This window comes from Kribbella rubisoli (assembly GCF_004217145.1).
Taxonomy (GTDB): Bacteria; Actinomycetota; Actinomycetes; order Propionibacteriales; family Kribbellaceae; genus Kribbella; species Kribbella rubisoli.
Genome location: NZ_SHKR01000011.1, coordinates 2,190,485 through 2,206,887, shown reverse-complemented (window position 1 = coordinate 2,206,887; position 16,403 = coordinate 2,190,485). Strand labels below are relative to the sequence as shown.

Here is a 16,403-nt window from a genome sequence, read left to right as displayed (position 1 = left end):
GCTATTCGGTTTGGTGCAGGCGCTGGGCTGCGGTGTCGGTGCGCTGGTTGACCGGCTGAACACCCTTGACCCGGCCGAGACCGAGCAGCGGCATGTTGCCGTAGATGGTTTCGGTGTGGCCGGCTGGTACGACGTACGTCTCGTGCCAGATGCCGACCGCGCCACCCTTGAACGATTTGCGGAAGTACTCGACCCACGCCGGCCGGTGCGTCCGCCCGGTGTCCCCGGCGAACGCCTGCAGCTTCTCGACCGACTCCCAGTACTGAATCAACGTGACCCCACGCCAGGTCGGCAGCGTCCGGAACCCGAGCAGCCCGCTCTCTTTGTCCTTCATCAACTCCCGCAGCATCGGCCCCATCGCCTTCGCCACCGGCAACCACTCCCGCACCTTGAACACCGAGTTCACCCGCATCCCGATCAGGAAAACAACCACCTCCCCGTCGTACGCCGCGGTCTGCCGCCCCTGCACCACATCACTCATGAAGCCCCCTCACGTTAAGAGATAGTCCACCACGGCAACGGGCTGACCAAGCATCGGAAAATGGCCTCCAGGCACCTCGTCCGGTAGAAACCCGAGCCGCTCCTGCGTGACCCGCCGCAGGAAGTCGGGCGGAAACAGCAGATCCCCCGTCGCGATCACCGCTCGAGTCGGCACGGCCGGCCAGCTCTCGATCGCACACGGATCGTTCATGGGCCTGTCGGACTGCGACCGCAACTGTCTGTGGGCCTCGCCTGCGAGCTCCGCAGGCAGGTCGTGGAAGAACGTGTCGACCTCACCCTCGACCGACTCGTAGTCGGTGTTCCCCCACCACTCGCTGATCCGTTCGCCAGGCAGCGGAACCATGCCGGCGACGAGCACGAACTCGCGCACCGGAATCCGGTCGCACACGACCGCGCCGGTGAACCCGCCGAGCGAATGCGCGACCACCACATCCGCCTCGGATGCCACGGTGACAACGGTGTCGACGTACTCCGCCAATCCTGCCGACGGATCGTCACAGGGCAGGTCTACCGGGATCACCTCGTGCCCGCGCGCACGGAGCTCGGCGGTCACCGGATGCCAGTGCCAGGACGACGAGGCGGCACCCGGAATCAGGACGAAACGCATGGCTGGATTCAATCCTGTGTAAAGGCCATTCGCGGACGCGCCGGAGCTGGTGGCAAAGGGACTTCGGAGCGATAGGGTCGTTCTGCCGGTGTCACGGTCCGTCGTGTACCGGCTACGATGGCTCTTCAGTTCTGAGCGCTGCGCGGATGGGAATTTCATGGCTGAATCGCAGGATGCCGACGTCGACCCGCGGATGTACGAGCAGCTGAAGCTCGACCGGCCGCACGGCGCTCGGGTGTACGACTACTTCCTGGGCGGGAAGGACAACTTCGCGATCGACCGGCAGGCCGCCGAGCACCTGCTCCAGGCGTTCCCCGGTTTCCGCACCGCCGCCCTCTCGAACCGGATGTGGATGCACCGCGCGGCGAAGTACGCCGCCGAGCAGGGCATCACCCAGTTCCTCGACGTCGGGACCGGTATCCCGACCAGCCCGAACCTGCACGAGGTCGTCCAGGAGATCGCTCCCTCGGCGCACGTGGTGTACGCCGACAACGACCCGATCGTGCTCGCGCACTCCCGCGCGCTGCTGGTCAGCAAGCCGGAAGGCAAGACGGCGTACCTCGAGGCCGACGTCACCGACCCGCAGGCGATCCTGCAGTCCGACGAGGTCAAGGAGCTGATCGACTTCAGCAAGCCGGTCGCGCTCAGCATCGTCGGTGTCTTCCACTACCTGCCCGACGCGCTGAAGCCGTACGACCTGGTCCGCCAGCTCGTCGAGCCGCTCGCGCCGGGATCGCTGCTGATCTTCTCGCACTGCACCCCGGACTTCGCGCCGGAGCTGTGGGAGCGGGCGATGGTGGTCTACAAGGCCGACGGCGGTGACGCGCAGGTCCGCTCGAAGGAAGAGGTCACCCGTTTCTTCGAGGGCACCGAGCTGGTCGAGCCCGGCGTCGTGTCGCCGTTCCGGTGGTACCCGGACGACGAGACCCAGCGCCTGGTCGACAAGGGCGAGTTCACCGACATCATGTGCAGCCTGTGGGTCGGAGTCGGCCGCAAGCCCTGACGGATGGACCGCAGCGCGTATCCGCACCACCTCGCGATCACGCTGCGGTGGAAGGACAACGACGTCTACGGGCACGTCAACAACGTCGTGTACTACAGCTTCTTCGACACCGTGATCAACGACTTCCTGATCCGGTCGGGCGGTCTGGACATTCACGGCGGTGACGTGATCGGGCTCTGCGTGGACTCGCAGTGCACGTTCAAGCAACCGCTCGAGTTCCCCGGCGTCGTGGATGCGGCGTTGCGGTGTGGTCAGCTCGGCAATTCCAGCGTGCGGTACGAGATCGCCTTGTTCCGTGAGGGATCGGACGAGCCGGCCGCCACCGGGCGGTTCGTGCACGTCTTCGTGACGCGCGAGGATCGCCGCCCGGTGCCGGTCCCGGATCTCATCCGCTCCGCGCTCGAAGGGATCACTGGATGATCGTGCGCGGCGCCGTACTGCGGGAGATGGGCCTGCCGGCGCCGTACGCCGCGTCGCGTCCGCTGCGGATCGAAGAGGTGGAGCTCGCGCCGCCGGGGCCCGGCGAGCTGCTTGTCCGGATCCGCGCGGCCGGCCTGTGTCACTCGGACCTCTCAGTGATCGACGGCTCGCGCCCGCGGGTGATGCCGATGCTGATCGGCCACGAAGCCGCCGGCGAGGTCGTTGCCTCGGAGGCCGCCGACTTCGCGCCGGGCGACGTGGTGGTCTGCGCCTTCGTCCCGTCCTGCGGCACCTGCGGGCCGTGCGCGGAGGGCCGACCGGCGTTGTGCGAGCCCGGCGCAACGGCCAACACCGCCGGCACTCTCCTGTCGGGCACCCGCCGCCTGACCGACGTACATCACCATTTGGGTGTGTCCGGTTTTGCGGACCATGCCGTGATCTCGGCTCACTCGGCGGTGAAGATCGACCCGTCTCTCCCGCCCGAGATCGCCGCCCTGTTCGGCTGCGCGGTGATGACCGGCGTCGGCGCCGTGGTGAACACAGCCCAGGTCCGTGCTGGTCGCAGTGCCGCCATCTTCGGTCTCGGTGGCGTCGGCCTGTCCGCGTTGCTCGGCGCCGTCCTCGTCGGAGCACACCCGATCGTTGCGGTGGACGTCGTACCCAGCAAGCTGGAGTTGGCGCTGGAGCTGGGCGCGACCTACGCACTAGACGCCGCTGACGGGGTCGACCAGGTGCGTGCGGCGACCTCAGGCGGTGCCGACTACGCCTTCGAGACCGTGGGCAGCGCGAAGGTGCTCGAACAGGCGTACGCCGCCACGAGACGCGGCGGGACCACCGTCACGGTCGGCCTACCGCATCCGTCGCAGGCGTTCAGCGTTCCGGCGGTCAGCCTCGTCGCGGAGGAGCGGACGGTGAAGGGCTCGTACCTGGGATCGTCGATCCCGTCCCGCGACATCCCGCGGTACGTCGCCCTGTACCGAGCCGGCCGACTCCCTGTCGACCGGCTGCTGACCGCGACGGTCGGGCTCGACGACCTCAATGAGGCCTTCGACGACCTGGCCGCCGGCACGTCGATCCGTCAGGTATTGCTGTTCTGAAGGTTCTCGGCGGCCTTCTGGAAAGTGATGTCGTTACGGTTGCGCGCTTCGCTGGTGTAGTTGTCACCGAAGAACTCGGCGGTCGGGACCGGACGGATCTCCAGCTCGCCGTCGGTGCGGCCGTCGGCTGCCACGCAGCGCCAGCCCCACTCGATCGCCTCCTCGCGAGACGCCACCTCGATCAGGCAGAACCCGGCGATCAGCTCCTTGGTCTCGGCGAACGGGCCGTCGATCACCCGGCGCTCCTTCTCGTCGTCGAACCCGAGCCGGAAGCCCATCGAGCTCGGCAGTAGCCCGTCACCCGCGAGCAGCACGCCCTTCTCGGCCATCTCCGCCATCACCAGACCCATCGCGGTCAGGCTCTCCTCGCTCGGCAGCCCACCCGCTTCGGACTCCTCGCTCGCCTTGAAAATCATCATGTAGCGCATCTGAGGCCCCTCCCAAGTCGGCGTTAAATACCGAGACGAATCTATACAGGGGAGGGGACCTTCGGGCAGGCTACGCACAGTGCGTGCCCACGCACGAGATGTGAGGCCGCCCCGGAGTCCCTGAGGAGGACCCCAAGCATGCACACCCGCCCCCGCCGGATCGGTGCCCTCGCCGTAGCCGGTGCAGTTGTCTTCGGAGCCATCGCAGTCGTCGTCAGCAACCAGGCCGACGCCCAGCAACCCGCTCCGCTCCCCATCGACCAGTTGCTCGGCCAGGACCTGCAAGGCAAGTCCGCGCTCGGCCGGGTCCAGTCCCGGCTCACTGAGGTCGCCGACCAGAACAAGCTGTCCACCGACCACCTGCGGCGGATTCTCGCGACGGACAGGACCGCGTGGCTCGACCGCGGCGGCAAGCTGTTCTACCGCGAGCCCGTCGCGACCGCCGCCGAGCGGAAGTCCGCAGCCGCTCCGTCCCCGCGCTGGGCTCGTGCCGCGGTCACCGCCGCGACCGGTCCCGCCTTCGAGCTGCACAGCAAGCCAGGCTCGAACCGGGTGATCTACCTGGACTTCGACGGCCAGACGATCACCGGTACGGCGTGGAACACCGGCGGTAAGCCGGCCACGGTCAACGTCACGGCGTACGACACCGACGGCAACCCGAACAGCTGGAGCACCGCGGAGCAGGACGTCGTACGCGATGTCTGGGCTCGGGTCGCCGAGGACTACGCGCCGTTCGACGTGGACGTGACTACCCAGCAGCCGACCGCTGCGGCGATCGACCGCACCGGGTCCTCCGACCAGCAGTACGGCACGCGCGTGCTGATCGACCCGACCACCTGGTACCAGTCCGGCTGCGGTTGCGGCGGGGTCGCGTACGTCGGGGTCTACGACAACACGAGCCAGCACTCGTACTACCAACCCGCGCTCGTGTTCACGAAGGGCGTTGGCACCGGCGCGAAGAACATCGCGGAGGCGGCGTCGCACGAGGTCGGCCACAACGTCGGGCTGTCGCACGACGGCACGGCGTCGGTCGGGTACTACGCCGGGCACGGTGCCTGGGCGCCGATCATGGGCGTCGGCTACTCCAAGGCGATCAGCCAGTGGAGCAAGGGCGAGTACACCGGCGCCAACAACAAGGAAGACGACTTCGCGGTCATCGGCCAGAACGGGCTGGCGCTGCGGGCCGACGACCACGGCAACAGCACCTCGGACGCCACCGCTCTGACACTCGGGACCAGCGTGAAGGGCATCTACGCGAACGACTCGGACGTCGACACCTTCCGGATCGACCTCGCGGCCGGCACGTTCACCTTCGCGGCCTCGGCGGCCGCTTCCGGTGCGGACTTGGACATCAAGCTCCAGTTGCTCAACTCGTCCGGCGCGGTCGTTGCGACCGCCGACCCGGCGTCCGGCCAGTCGAGTGCGGCCACGCCGACCGGTCTGGGCGCGAGCATCAGCCGCCAGGTCACCGCGGGTCGCTACTACCTGCGGATCGAGAACACCGGGTACGGCAACCCGCTGAACACCGGCTACTCGACGTACGGCAGTCGCGGCGCCTACTCGGTCCGCGTCACCGCGAGCTGACACCCGAACTGCCAGGGGCCGTCGATCCCACCGAGATCGACGGCCCCTGGTTCTTGGGGGGAACCGCCCAAACCGGGGGGAATCCTGTGAGGAGGATTCCGAGTGACTAGATTCCGCCGCACCGGCGCGCTCGCCTGCGCCGGTGCTGTTGTTCTTGGAGGGTTGGCTGTCGCTGCCGGCACTCAGGCCGATGCGCAGCAGACGCCTGTCGATCAGTTGTTGTCGCAACCGTTGGCGGGTGGCGCGGCGCTCGGCAAGGTTCAGTCGCGACTCGCTGACGTTGCCGACCACAACCGGATGCCCGTGGACAAGTTGCGGCAGATCCTTGCCACCGACAAGACCGTGTGGCTCGATGCCGACAGCAAGTTGTTCTTCCGCGAGCCTGGTCTGACCAGTGCGCAGAAGGCTCCCGACGTATCGCCCCGCTGGGCGCGCACAGCCGTCGCGGGCGCGACCGGTCCGGCGTTCGAGCTGCACAGCAAGCCCGGCTCGAACCGCGTGCTCTACCTGGACTTCGACGGCCACACCATCACCGGTACGGCTTGGAACGCGTCGAAGGGTATCGACCCGGTGAACGTCTCGGCGTACGACACGGACGGCGACCCGGCGAACTACAGCACCGCCGAGCAGGACGTGGTCCACGAGGTGTGGGCTCGCGTGGCTGAGGACTACTCGACGTTCGACGTCGACGTGACGACGCAGGAGCCGCCGCAGTCCGCGATCGACCGGTCCGGCGCGTCGGACGAGCAGTACGGCACGCGCGTGCTGATCGACCCGGACACCTGGTACCAGTCGGGCTGTGGTTGCGGCGGGGTCGCGTACGTCGGCGTGTACGACAGCACGAGCCAGCACTCGTATTACCAACCTGCGCTCGTGTTCACGAAGGGCGTTGGTACCGGCGCGAAGAACCTCGCGGAGGCGGCGTCGCACGAGGCCGGTCACAACGTCGGGCTTTCGCACGACGGTACGTCGACGGTCGGGTACTACCAGGGGCATGGCGCCTGGGCGCCGATCATGGGCGTCGGGTACTACCGCGGGATCAGCCAGTGGAGCAAGGGTGAGTACGCCGACGCGAACAACAAGGAAGACGACTACGTGGTCGTCGGCACCCACGGCCTGGCGCTGCGCGCCGACGAGGCCGGTGGCACGACCGGCGACGCCGCTGCGCTGACCGTCGGTACGCCGGCGTCCGGGATCATCGCGGCGGAGGACGACACCGACATGTACCGCGTCGACGTGAGTGCCGCTGGCAACTACACCGCTTCCGCGAGCCCGGCTCCGACCGGGGGCAACCTCGACATCAAGCTGGACCTGCTCGACGGCTCCGGCGCGATCGTTGCCTCCAACGACCCGGCCTCCGGACAGAGCGACGCCGGTACACCGACGGGTCTCGGCGCGAGCGTTAGCGGCGCCCTCCAGCCGGGTACGTATTACCTGCGGATCGACAACGTCGGCTACGGCGACCCGCTCAACACCGGCTACTCGACGTACGGCAGCCGCGGCGCGTACACCCTGAACGTTTCGCCCTCCTGAGCCCTGGGGCTGGTCGGCCTCTGGCGGACTGACCAGCCCCAGGCCAGGGGCATCACGCCGGAATCAGATGGTGTGCCGCGAGCTGTGCCAGCGCCGCCGCCTGATCGGTGAGGACGGCGTCGTCGAACCGCACGATGCTCGAATGGTTCGACGGCGCCTCGTCCGCGGTGACGTCATCCGGCCGCGCGCCGACCATCACGAACGTGCCGGGCACCTCCTTCAGCACCATCGAGAAGTCCTCGGCCCCCATCAACGGGTTCTCCAGGTGCTGAACCCTGTCCTCGCCGAACAAGCCGGAGAGGATCTGCGAGGTCTCCGCCGTACGCGCGGCATCGTTCAAGGTCACCGGGTACTGCGGGTTGAGCCGCGCGTCGACCGTGCAGCCGTGTGCCGCCGCGATCCGCTCGGCCAGCGCCGGCAGCTCGCGCGTCAACTGCTCGAGCGTTGCATCGGACAACGTCCTCACGGTCGCGCCGAGGCGGGCCGTGTTCGGGATGACGTTGATCGCAACGCCGGCCTCGAGCTGCGTCACGGTGATGACCACGGGATCGAACACGTTCACCCGGCGGGTCGCGTACGTCTGCAGCGCGAGCACCAACTCCGCCACCACCGGCACGGGGTCAATCGTCCGGTCCGGCATCGACCCGTGCCCACCCTTGCCTCGGACCGTGATGTGCAACTGGTTCGAGCTGGCCATCATCGTGCCGGGACGCATCTGGAACACGCCCTTCCCGGCCTGCGCCCAGACATGCAGTGCGTACGCCGCGATCGGCTTGTCACCCGTTGCCTGCAACAGACCCTCGCGCAGCATGTACCCCGCTCCGCCGAGGCCTTCCTCACCCGGCTGGAACATGAAGATCACGTTGCCCCGCAGCTCCTCGCGATGAGCGCTGAGCAACTGGGCCGCTCCGACCAGGCCCGCGGTGTGCAGGTCGTGGCCGCAGGCATGCATATTCCCGTTCTCCGCCGCGTACTCGAGCCCCGTCTCTTCGACCACAGGCAACGCATCCATGTCTCCGCGCAACAACACGGTTGGCCCGGGCGCACCACCTCGCAGTACCGCCACCACCGAGGTCAGCTCTTTGCCGGCTGTCACCTCCAACGGCAACCCACCGATGGCGTCCAGCACCAACGCCTGAGTCCCCGGCAGCTGCAACCCCACCTCAGGCACGCGATGCAAAGCCCGCCGCAACTCCACCAACCCAGCAGCTATCCCCACGCCCTCGCCAACAAACTCCACCAAACGCCTCCGCTCACCACCCAACAAACCCGAACCCCAGACACCGTACCCACCCGCACGGGCAACCGCCCCGCACGGGCAGTCACCCGGCTCGGGCAGTCACCCGTCAGTCTCCGCGGGACGTGGGCGGCTCGCGGTGGGCTTGGGGTTGGTTGGCTGAGCGGCGGGGAACCGGTGCGGCGCCGGGCGTCGGGACTTGCGCGCTGTGGAGAGGCGGTGTTGCACCGAGGCCGGCATCCATGCTCCTACGGAGATCCTGGTTGGCCGACCAGTACTTCGCGAGGTCGTTGACCTTCGCGTTGGCCTGCTGAAACGCCTGCAGGCCGGCCATCGCGGACATCTTCACGTCAAGGGGATCGTTGGCGTCGTACCCGTGGATCGACGCGAACGCCGGCTTCATCGCAGCCTCGATCTCCGCGACCGCACCGGCACGCGCCTGCTCAGGCACCACGTCGGACAGCGTCTTGTCGTACAGCAGTTCGGCGGCGACCCGGAACTTGTCCTCCGCGTTCACCACCGCCATCAGCAGGATCACCTTGTCCCCGGACAGCTCGACGCGCGCACCGACGGCGTTCGCGAACCGCTCGACCGCCGGCCGATACTCGCCGTACGGCGGGGGTGTGCTGACCTCGCTGATCCCCGGTGCAATGCGCTCCAGATCAAGCTCGGCGATGTACTTGTCCAGCAGGATCTGCGTCGCGAGCTCGGTCGTCGCCTCCTCGACAACCTCGTGCGCCGGCTCCTTGTATGCATCCATCCCGGTCGAGTGCGACGTGCCTCTCGCCGCGAGCAAGTGGATGTTCTCGTGCAGCACGACCCGGATCGCTTCTTTGAACCGCTGGAGCGTCCAGTCGCCGTGCCGCTCGCCGGCCCGGTCGAACATGGTCCGGAGCGACTCGACGATGTGCTCAGGGTGGTACCTGAGCGAGTTGTCCCGACACGCCAGCCCCCACCGCCTGTCATCAGCCTCGAGCACATCCCAAACCCGATTCCACGACGTGTGATCGGCACCGGTAATCCGCACCGCCACCTGAGCCTGCTCAGCCATCAACTGAGCAAAGCCAGCGACCACAGCCGTCAACCCCCAACCGAAGGCTGGTGCGACGCCCTACCGCCCAACCTCAGACGCCGGTGGGAGGCTGTGCCGCCCAAGCCCAGTGGCTGGTGTGAGGTCTGACGGTCCGGGCCTGGAGGCTGGTGCGAGGTCTCGCCGTCCGGGCTCGGAGGTTGGTGTGATGTCTTGCCGGTCAGGCTCATCTGTCGGGGTTGCTGGCTGGCGAGCTCTCCAGGGCTTCGATCTGCAGGCCCAGGGATTCGGTTAGGGCCAGGATCTGGTGGTGTTCTGTTGTGCCGGAGACGGTGTCGGCGAGCTGGCCGATCTCGTCGATGGCGGCGCGGAGCGCGGTGATGCGTTCGGTGGAGCTGCCCTGGGCGTTGCGTGCGCGGCGGTGGGCGCGGACCGCTGCCGCCATCGCGTCGGAGATGGGCGGTTGCTCCATGTCGAGAACCTCGGACAGTTGGCTGACGAGTAGCTCGGCCTGGCTCTGGTCCGACTGCGGCTCGACGAGGGGGACCAGGGCTCGTAAGCGCTCCACCTCACCAGCGAGCGTGGCCGAGTCCATCGAGCGCGCGGCGGCCAGGACTTGCGCGTACTCCGCATCAAACGTCCGATAGTCCATAGCTCAGTATCCCGACCGACCGGGTTCGTGCGGGGGAGCCTCCCGGAGTGCGGGTCATCCATTGCGTTCACGACAGCGTTCATGGGCGTGAGAGGTCAGTGCGGTGACGGGTCGGCCTCGGGCGGGGTGGAGGCGAGCGGACTGGCTCCGAGTGGCGGACGGCGGTGCGAGACCGGACAGGGCTGCTTCATGGGGTGATGGGGGTGTGGGACCGGACAGGGCCGCTTCGTGGGGTGACGCGGTTGGGACTGGCGGCGGGAGGGTGCAGGCGGTGGCTTGGGTCGGGGCGCGATCGGCGTGGAGCGGGCTGAAGGTGTAGGCGGACTCGGCGGACTGGATTTCCTGGTTGAGGTAGTCGAGGAGTTGGTCGGCGGTCGAGATGGACTTGGCGGCGGCGAAGCCGGAGGCGGTGAGCTCATACGCGTCGAGGTGGTCGAGGCCCGCGCGGAGGATGGACTCCAGGCGGGAACGGGTGTCGGCGCCGACCGGCTCCAGATCGGGGAGACGGGTGGAGTTGTAGACGAGCGTGACGAGCAGGGGGAACTGACCGGCTGCGGTCTGGCGGTTGAGGAGATCGATGACTTCGCCCCGAGACAGGTCGTTGCGGGACTCCAGGTCGCTGGTGAGTTTGCGGACGGCGGGGACGAACGCGGCGTAGTACCCGCCGGCCCGGACGGATTCGATGCCGGGGGCAACTTTGTCGACACCTAGTCGATGGATGTATTCGTCGAGATGATCCTGCGCCCAGGCCTCGGTGACGCCCTCCTCGAGCTCGCGGCTGCCGGGTTTGGTGAACGCCTCGCGGGCAGCTTCCTGCGTTGAGCCCGACGGGCCGAGGAAGTGGCCGTGTTCGTGAAGCAACGTGGCAAGCGACTCGCGGTAGCGAACCAGCGTGGCGGTCGGTTGCTGCTCGCCGGCATGCTCGTACAGCTGGCGCAGCGGATCCAGGATGGTCTCGCCGTCGAGGTAGAGAGTGCCGTCCCAGTGCGCGAGCCCGAGGATGGCGCCGGTGGACTCGACGATGCGACCGTTCCACGCGGACTGGTCGGCGGATGCGAGAACGCGCGCGGTCTCCCCACTCGCGGCCAGGAGCTCGTCGACCGAGCTGGTGGTCATGAGCGGAACGCGATCGCCAGGCGGACGAGGGAGTCGGCTGTCCGGCGGAAGCGGGCTTGGTCGCGCGGATCATCGGCTTGTGCTGCGAGACGGCCGAACTCGGTGATGAGCCAGTCGGCCCGAGCCTGCCGCTCGGCAGCAGTCGTGGCAGCAGGGGTTGAGCCAAGCGTCGTACCGGATGGGTGCTCCATGAGATGTCCTCCCGAGGTGTGAAGTCGGCGGAGAACATACGGAGATCGGCCGCGAAATCAGCGACCAGTTTTGAAGCTGTGGATAACTAGAAGAGCGTCGGCGGTTCGGTTGCGACCGGCTCCGGGAGCGGGGCGAGCTCGGGGACGGCGGCCGCGACGGTCGCGTAGAAGTGGCGAGCGAGGTTCAGCGCCTCGGCGTTGTCGGGGGTGTGCAGAAAGATCGTCGGCGAGCGGCCCTCGACGAGCCAGCTCACGACCAGATCGACGAGATATCCCCAGCCTCCGACGGTCTCGGCCACCGAGTCGCGGCCGATGTAGCGGACGATCGGGAACGCGGTGAGAGCACGAGTACGACGGGCCACGCGCGGCTTCTTCATCCACGCATCGCGCTCGGCGAGGCTGGTCGGGCGCTGGGCGAACAGCGTGCCGGTGTCGAACGGGATCCACTCGGCGTCGACGCGGGCGAGTACACGCTCGAGGTTGGCGGCGGCTTCCGGCTCGTCGAAGAAGGAGCGATGGCGGACCTCGACGGCGTACCGGAAGTCGCGGGGCACCTGGTGCAGAAAGGCGGCGAGCGCGCCGAGGTCGGTGGGGGAGAACGCGGCCGGGAGCTGGATCCACACGGCGTGGTTGCGTGGGCCGAGCGGCTCGATCGCGTGGAGGAAGTTGCGGAACTCGGCTTCGACGTTCGTGAGCCGTCGCTCGTGCGTGATCACCTGCGGCAGCTTCACCACGAAGCGGAAATCAGTCGGCGTCTGAGCGGCCCAGTTCTCCACAGACGCGCGCGACGGCGTGCCGTAGAACGTCGTGTTGCTCTCGACCGCATTGCACCACGACGCATAGGACCGCAGCTTGTCCCGAGAAGGTTGCGGCCACGCAGGATGCGTCCACTGCGCACAACCAACGTGCAGCCTCATAGCGACCGCACGTACTGCCGACAGACATGAACCCGGGAGAAGCGCGACCGCAGAGAAGCCTCGAGCGAGATCGGCGCATGCATGAACGCAGCCACCGGCTTGCCCAGACCCTCCGGCGTCTCGAAGCCGTCGGCATCGTCCTGCGACGACTTGTAGACATGGAGATAGCGGAAGTTCTCCGTGAACCCCGACCGCTGGTACCAAGCGTTCGCCGACGCATCCCCGCGCGTCCACGCATCGAGTACGCCGCCCGGCAGCCGAGGGAGGACCGCGTCGAGCAACTGCGTGGCCAGGCCGCTGCGCTGGTGGTCGGGGTGTACCGCGAGCACGTCGATCGTGGCGCGGTCGGTGAAGATCTCGACGTCCATCAGGCCGACCACGGCGTCGTTCTCGACGGCTACCAGCCGGTGCGCCGGGTTCTCGAAGAGCGGGCGGGCGACCACGATGTCGTCGTAGTACTCCGTGCCGAAGAAGCTGAGCAGGCGGCACTGGAGCCAACTGGCGGCGTCGGCGTCACGGTAGGCGCGGATCTCGGTCATCCGGCGCCATGATGGCACGCCGCCCCGTCACCCGGAACCGGGCGCGGGGCGGCGCGTCATCGCAGTACAGAGGTCAGCGCTCGACCTCGCCGCGGATGAACTTCTCCACCAGGTCGCGGCAGACGTCGTCGGCGTACTGCTCCGGCGGCGACTTCATGAAGTACGACGAGGCCGACAGGATCGGGCCGCCGATGCCGCGGTCCTTGGCGATCTTCACCGCGCGGATCGCGTCGATGATGATGCCGGCCGAGTTCGGCGAGTCCCAGACCTCGAGCTTGTACTCCAGCGACAGCGGTACGTCGCCGAAGTTGCGGCCCTCGAGCCGGATGAAGGCCCACTTGCGATCGTCCAGCCAGGCCACGTAGTCCGACGGGCCGATGTGCACGTTGCGGGGCTCGATCTCCTCGCGCAGCTGCGAGGTGACGGACTGGGTCTTGCTGATCTTCTTGGACTCCAGCCGCTCGCGCTCGAGCATGTTCTTGAAGTCCATGTTGCCGCCGACGTTCAGCTGGTACGTCCGGTCCACGGTGACGCCGCGGTCCTCGAACAGCTTGGTCAGCACGCGGTGCGTGATGGTCGCGCCGATCTGCGACTTGATGTCGTCGCCGACGATCGGCACACCGGCCGCGGTGAACTTGTCCGCCCACTCCTTCGTGCCGGCGATGAACACCGGCAGCGCGTTCACGAACGCGACACCCGCGTCGATCGCGCACTGCGCGTAGAACTTGGCCGCCTGCTCCGAACCCACCGGCAGGTAGCACACGAGTACGTCGACAGCCGCCTCACGCAGCGTCGCGACCACGTCGACCGGGTCGGCGTCGGACTCGGTGATGGTCTCGCGGTAGTACTTGCCCAGACCGTCGAGCGTGTGACCGCGCTGGACCGTGACGCCGGTCGGCGGCACGTCGGCGATCTTGATCGTGTTGTTCTCGCTGGCGCCGATCGCGTCGGCGAGGTCCAGGCCGACCTTCTTGCCGTCGACGTCGAAGGCGGCGACGAACTCCACATCGCGGACGTGGTAGTCGCCGAACTGGACGTGCATCAGACCGGGGACGCGCTCGTCGGGCTTCGCGTCACGGTAGTAGTGCACGCCCTGGACGAGCGAGCTGGCGCAGTTGCCGACACCGACGATCGCTACGCGGATCGAGGTCATCTGGAATCTCCTTGGGTAGGCGGTTGGTGCTGTTCAGGGGGCCGCTGTTGCCGCCGCTCGCCGTCGATCAGCTCGTTCAGCCAGCGGACCTCGCGCTCGGCCGACTCCAGGCCGTGCCGTTGCAGCTCGAGGGTGTAGGTATCGACCCGCTCCGCCGTCCGGCTCATCGCCGACCGGAAGTTGGCCAGCCGCTCCTCCATCCGGGTCCTGCGGCCCTCGAGGATGCGCAACCGGGTGGCCGGATCGGTCCGGCCGAAGAACGAGAAGCGGACGCCGAACGTGTCGTCCTCCCAGGCCGACGGACCGGCCTCGTGCATCGCGTGCGCGAAGTAGTCCTTGCCGTCGGCGGTGATCGTGTAGACGATCTTCGGCCGGCGACCCGACTCCGGTGTCCCGGGGTCGGCCGTGATCAGGCCGTTGCGGAGCATCGCCTTCAGACACGGGTACAGCGAACCGAACGACAGCACGCGTCCCCAGCCGAACTGGGCGTTGACGCGCTTGCGGAGCTCGTAACCGTGCATCGGCGCTTCATGCAGCAGACCGAGTACGGCGAGCTCCAGGACCCCACTGCGGTTTCCCATGAGCCACCTCCCTCGGTCTAGTTTGTCATGACCTGATGTATCGGTTCGATACATCGCTCCGCCACTGTAAGCAGACCCGCGGCCTGTGGACAACTCTTGACAAAGTCGGCCTTTGTCACCTACCGCGCGAAAACTTGTTACGTCAGACGCCGTGCTGCGTTGAATCGAATGACACTCAGAGTCGCCGTACCGGAGCGGAGGGTCATGGCCGACAGCCATGGGAAGCACGCCAGGTCCGAGGTCGAAGCCGACGGCGCACCTGCGCGGCTGGCGCTGCGGTTCACCGCGTTCACCGAGAAGTGGCTGCCGGACGCGTTCGGGTTCGTCCTGGTCGGCACCTTCGTGGTGCTGCTGTTCGGGCTCGTCACCGGAGAGCCGTTGCTGAAGCGCCCGGACGACCCGGCCGCGACCAAGGGCTTCGGGCTGGTCGATGCGTGGGGCATCGGGTTCTGGTCGCTGATCACGTTCACCCTGCAGATGGCGATGATCATCATCGGCGGGTACGCCGTCGCGACCAGCGGGCCGATCGCCCGCTTGATCACGCGACTCGCCCGGATCCCGAAGGACCCGCGTAGCGCGGTCGCGTTCGTCGCCGCTGTCGCGATGCTGGCGTCGTACCTGAACTGGGCCTTCAGTCTGATCTTCGCGGCGATCCTGGCGCGCGAGGTCGCGCGCAACGTGCCGAAGGCGGACTACCGCGCGCTCGGAGCGATGGCGTTCCTCGGCCTCGGAACTGTGTGGGCGCAGGGGTTGTCCGGCTCGGCCGCGCTACAGGTGGCGAGTGCGAGCAGCAGTCCGCCGCCGGTGCAGGAGGTCATCAAGGCCAGTGGGCACGCCAGCGGTCTGATCCCGCTCAGCGACACCATCTTCACCTGGCAGGCGATCGTCGCGACGCTGATCGTGTACGTCGTCGGCGTGGGGATGGCGTGGTTCATCGCACCGGGCGAAGGCAACGCGCGGACCGCTGAGCAGATCGGGATCGAGCTGAAACCGCTCATCGGCCGAGGGTCGGCGTACAACGGTCAGCGCCAGGAGGCACGTAGGCCGGGTGACTGGCTTGAGCATTCACCACTGTTCAGTCTGCTGATCGTGTTGCTCGGTGCGGTCTATCTGGTCCGCTACTTCAGCGGGAAGAGTTTCTTCAACGCGCTCGACCTCAACACGGTCAACCTCATCCTGTTCCTGCTCGCACTGCTCCTGCACTGGCGGCCTTGGCGGATGGCTCGCGCCGTACGTGACGGTGCACCGGCGGCGGCCGGCGTACTGCTCCAATTCCCTTTGTACGGCGGGATTTTCGGCATGATCGCCTACACCGGGATCTCCGGGCGGCTGGCCGGCTGGTTGGTGCAGGCAAGCAACCAGTTCCTGTTCCCGCCGCTGGTAGCGGTCTACTCCTGCATCCTCGGCATCTTCGTGCCGAGCGGCGGGAGCAAGTGGGTGATCGAGGCGCCGTACGTGTTGCAGGCTGCCAACGAACTGAAGGTCGACGCGGGCTGGATGGTCGTGGTGTACGACCTCGGCGAGGCGAGCGCCAACCTGCTGCAGCCGTTCTGGATGTTGCCGACGCTCGCGATCCTGGGACTGAAAGCGCGCGACATCATGGGCTACACGTTCACGATGTTCCTGGCCTGCTTCCCGGCCGCCCTCATCGCCGTGACGCTGCTGGCACCCCACGTGACCTCGTGAGAGGCGCATCACAACATGCATCGGGATGCAAACCTTCCAACGCTGTAAGGCGTCATCGGAAGAGTCCCGGTGGACCGTTTTCACTTGGACGCACTGTGGTTGCTAGCATCCGGAGCGGATTCGGGCGC

The 16,403-nt window shown here is 67.5% G+C and carries 18 protein-coding genes; 6 read left to right on the top strand and 12 right to left on the bottom strand.

What is annotated here, in order from left to right:
• Position 1 precedes the first annotated feature (1 nt).
• Positions 2–481, bottom strand: a complete 480-nt coding sequence (locus EV645_RS13655; RefSeq protein WP_130443223.1) for a DUF4188 domain-containing protein — start codon at positions 479–481, stop codon at positions 2–4.
• A 9-nt stretch (positions 482–490) separates the two neighbouring features.
• Positions 491–1,108 carry an alpha/beta fold hydrolase gene (locus EV645_RS13650; RefSeq protein ID WP_130443221.1) on the bottom strand — a complete coding sequence of 206 codons (618 nt, stop codon included), beginning with the start codon at positions 1,106–1,108 and terminating at the stop codon, positions 491–493.
• A gap of 157 nt (positions 1,109–1,265) precedes the next feature.
• Here EV645_RS13650 and EV645_RS13645 point away from each other — a divergent pair, with 157 nt between their 5' ends.
• Genes EV645_RS13645 through EV645_RS13635 form a run of 3 tightly spaced genes read left to right on the top strand, consistent with a single transcriptional unit; the run spans position 1,266 to position 3,628 of the window.
• Positions 1,266–2,111 carry an SAM-dependent methyltransferase gene (locus EV645_RS13645; protein WP_242000370.1) on the top strand — a complete coding sequence of 282 codons (846 nt, stop codon included), beginning with the start codon at positions 1,266–1,268 and terminating at the stop codon, positions 2,109–2,111.
• Between the two features lie 3 nt (positions 2,112–2,114).
• Positions 2,115–2,531 carry an acyl-CoA thioesterase gene (locus tag EV645_RS13640; protein ID WP_130443219.1) on the top strand — a complete coding sequence of 139 codons (417 nt, stop codon included), beginning with the start codon at positions 2,115–2,117 and terminating at the stop codon, positions 2,529–2,531.
• The gene (locus EV645_RS13635; protein WP_130443217.1) at positions 2,528–3,628 is read left to right on the top strand and encodes a zinc-dependent alcohol dehydrogenase family protein; all 1,101 of its coding nucleotides are present in this window, start codon (positions 2,528–2,530) and stop codon (positions 3,626–3,628) included. The genes EV645_RS13640 and EV645_RS13635 overlap by 4 nt, the downstream gene beginning before the upstream one ends.
• On the opposite strand, the gene EV645_RS13630 is transcribed toward EV645_RS13635, so the two are convergent.
• On the bottom strand, positions 3,610–4,047 hold the full coding sequence (locus EV645_RS13630) for a YciI family protein (protein WP_242000369.1): 438 nt from the start codon (positions 4,045–4,047) through the stop codon (positions 3,610–3,612). The genes EV645_RS13635 and EV645_RS13630 overlap by 19 nt on opposite strands.
• 147 nt (positions 4,048–4,194) lie before the next feature.
• On the opposite strand from EV645_RS13630, the gene EV645_RS13625 reads away from it, so the two are divergent.
• On the top strand, positions 4,195–5,640 hold the full coding sequence (locus tag EV645_RS13625; protein WP_130443213.1) for a M12 family metallo-peptidase: 1,446 nt from the start codon (positions 4,195–4,197) through the stop codon (positions 5,638–5,640).
• Between the two features lie 102 nt (positions 5,641–5,742).
• Complete coding sequence (locus EV645_RS13620) at positions 5,743–7,173, top strand: pre-peptidase C-terminal domain-containing protein (RefSeq protein ID WP_130443211.1); 1,431 nt, start codon at positions 5,743–5,745, stop codon at positions 7,171–7,173.
• Between the two features lie 52 nt (positions 7,174–7,225).
• Here the strand turns inward: EV645_RS13620 and EV645_RS13615 are convergent, their stop codons facing one another.
• From EV645_RS13615 to EV645_RS13575, 9 genes are all read right to left on the bottom strand, one after another.
• Positions 7,226–8,413: a M20 metallopeptidase family protein gene (locus EV645_RS13615; protein WP_130443209.1), complete on the bottom strand. Its 1,188-nt coding sequence runs from the start codon at positions 8,411–8,413 to the stop codon at positions 7,226–7,228.
• Between the two features lie 106 nt (positions 8,414–8,519).
• Positions 8,520–9,461 carry a hypothetical protein gene (locus EV645_RS13610; RefSeq protein ID WP_130443207.1) on the bottom strand — a complete coding sequence of 314 codons (942 nt, stop codon included), beginning with the start codon at positions 9,459–9,461 and terminating at the stop codon, positions 8,520–8,522.
• Positions 9,462–9,666: 205 nt separating this feature from the next.
• Positions 9,667–10,092 (bottom strand): hypothetical protein, encoded by a 426-nt coding sequence (locus EV645_RS13605; protein WP_130443205.1) that lies wholly within the window; start codon positions 10,090–10,092, stop codon positions 9,667–9,669.
• A 54-nt stretch (positions 10,093–10,146) separates the two neighbouring features.
• Positions 10,147–11,208: a hypothetical protein gene (locus tag EV645_RS13600; RefSeq protein ID WP_130443203.1), complete on the bottom strand. Its 1,062-nt coding sequence runs from the start codon at positions 11,206–11,208 to the stop codon at positions 10,147–10,149.
• On the bottom strand, positions 11,205–11,399 hold the full coding sequence (locus tag EV645_RS13595) for a hypothetical protein (RefSeq protein ID WP_130443201.1): 195 nt from the start codon (positions 11,397–11,399) through the stop codon (positions 11,205–11,207). The genes EV645_RS13600 and EV645_RS13595 overlap by 4 nt, the downstream gene beginning before the upstream one ends.
• Positions 11,400–11,485: 86 nt before the next feature.
• Positions 11,486–12,316, bottom strand: coding sequence for a DUF72 domain-containing protein (locus tag EV645_RS13590; protein ID WP_130443199.1), 831 nt, complete (start codon positions 12,314–12,316; stop codon positions 11,486–11,488).
• Positions 12,313–12,855, bottom strand: a complete 543-nt coding sequence (locus tag EV645_RS13585; RefSeq protein WP_130443197.1) for a GNAT family N-acetyltransferase — start codon at positions 12,853–12,855, stop codon at positions 12,313–12,315. Before EV645_RS13585 ends, EV645_RS13590 begins: the two co-directional genes overlap by 4 nt.
• 73 nt (positions 12,856–12,928) lie before the next feature.
• Positions 12,929–14,008 (bottom strand): inositol-3-phosphate synthase, encoded by a 1,080-nt coding sequence (locus EV645_RS13580; RefSeq protein ID WP_130443195.1) that lies wholly within the window; start codon positions 14,006–14,008, stop codon positions 12,929–12,931.
• The gene (locus EV645_RS13575; protein ID WP_130443193.1) at positions 14,005–14,589 is read right to left on the bottom strand and encodes a PadR family transcriptional regulator; all 585 of its coding nucleotides are present in this window, start codon (positions 14,587–14,589) and stop codon (positions 14,005–14,007) included. Before EV645_RS13575 ends, EV645_RS13580 begins: the two co-directional genes overlap by 4 nt.
• 168 nt (positions 14,590–14,757) lie before the next feature.
• On the opposite strand from EV645_RS13575, the gene EV645_RS13570 reads away from it, so the two are divergent.
• Positions 14,758–16,275 (top strand): short-chain fatty acid transporter, encoded by a 1,518-nt coding sequence (locus EV645_RS13570; protein ID WP_242000368.1) that lies wholly within the window; start codon positions 14,758–14,760, stop codon positions 16,273–16,275.
• The last annotated feature ends 128 nt before the right edge of the window (positions 16,276–16,403 follow it).

What these genes read in the sequence shown, in the direction of transcription:
- EV645_RS13655 (WP_130443223.1), bottom strand. Translation starts at nt 481, where the DNA reads ATGAGTGATGTGGTGCAGGGGCGGCAGACCGCGGCGTACGACGGGGAG.
- EV645_RS13650 (WP_130443221.1), bottom strand. Translation starts at nt 1,108, where the DNA reads ATGCGTTTCGTCCTGATTCCGGGTGCCGCCTCGTCGTCCTGGCACTGG.
- EV645_RS13645 (WP_242000370.1), top strand. Translation starts at nt 1,266, where the DNA reads ATGGCTGAATCGCAGGATGCCGACGTCGACCCGCGGATGTACGAGCAG.
- EV645_RS13640 (WP_130443219.1), top strand. Translation starts at nt 2,115, where the DNA reads ATGGACCGCAGCGCGTATCCGCACCACCTCGCGATCACGCTGCGGTGG.
- EV645_RS13635 (WP_130443217.1), top strand. Translation starts at nt 2,528, where the DNA reads ATGATCGTGCGCGGCGCCGTACTGCGGGAGATGGGCCTGCCGGCGCCG.
- EV645_RS13630 (WP_242000369.1), bottom strand. Translation starts at nt 4,047, where the DNA reads ATGATGATTTTCAAGGCGAGCGAGGAGTCCGAAGCGGGTGGGCTGCCG.
- EV645_RS13625 (WP_130443213.1), top strand. Translation starts at nt 4,195, where the DNA reads ATGCACACCCGCCCCCGCCGGATCGGTGCCCTCGCCGTAGCCGGTGCA.
- EV645_RS13610 (WP_130443207.1), bottom strand. Translation starts at nt 9,461, where the DNA reads ATGGCTGAGCAGGCTCAGGTGGCGGTGCGGATTACCGGTGCCGATCAC.
- EV645_RS13605 (WP_130443205.1), bottom strand. Translation starts at nt 10,092, where the DNA reads ATGGACTATCGGACGTTTGATGCGGAGTACGCGCAAGTCCTGGCCGCC.
- EV645_RS13600 (WP_130443203.1), bottom strand. Translation starts at nt 11,208, where the DNA reads ATGACCACCAGCTCGGTCGACGAGCTCCTGGCCGCGAGTGGGGAGACC.
- EV645_RS13595 (WP_130443201.1), bottom strand. Translation starts at nt 11,399, where the DNA reads ATGGAGCACCCATCCGGTACGACGCTTGGCTCAACCCCTGCTGCCACG.
- EV645_RS13590 (WP_130443199.1), bottom strand. Translation starts at nt 12,316, where the DNA reads ATGAGGCTGCACGTTGGTTGTGCGCAGTGGACGCATCCTGCGTGGCCG.
- EV645_RS13585 (WP_130443197.1), bottom strand. Translation starts at nt 12,855, where the DNA reads ATGACCGAGATCCGCGCCTACCGTGACGCCGACGCCGCCAGTTGGCTC.
- EV645_RS13580 (WP_130443195.1), bottom strand. Translation starts at nt 14,008, where the DNA reads ATGACCTCGATCCGCGTAGCGATCGTCGGTGTCGGCAACTGCGCCAGC.
- EV645_RS13575 (WP_130443193.1), bottom strand. Translation starts at nt 14,589, where the DNA reads ATGGGAAACCGCAGTGGGGTCCTGGAGCTCGCCGTACTCGGTCTGCTG.
- EV645_RS13570 (WP_242000368.1), top strand. Translation starts at nt 14,758, where the DNA reads ATGACACTCAGAGTCGCCGTACCGGAGCGGAGGGTCATGGCCGACAGC.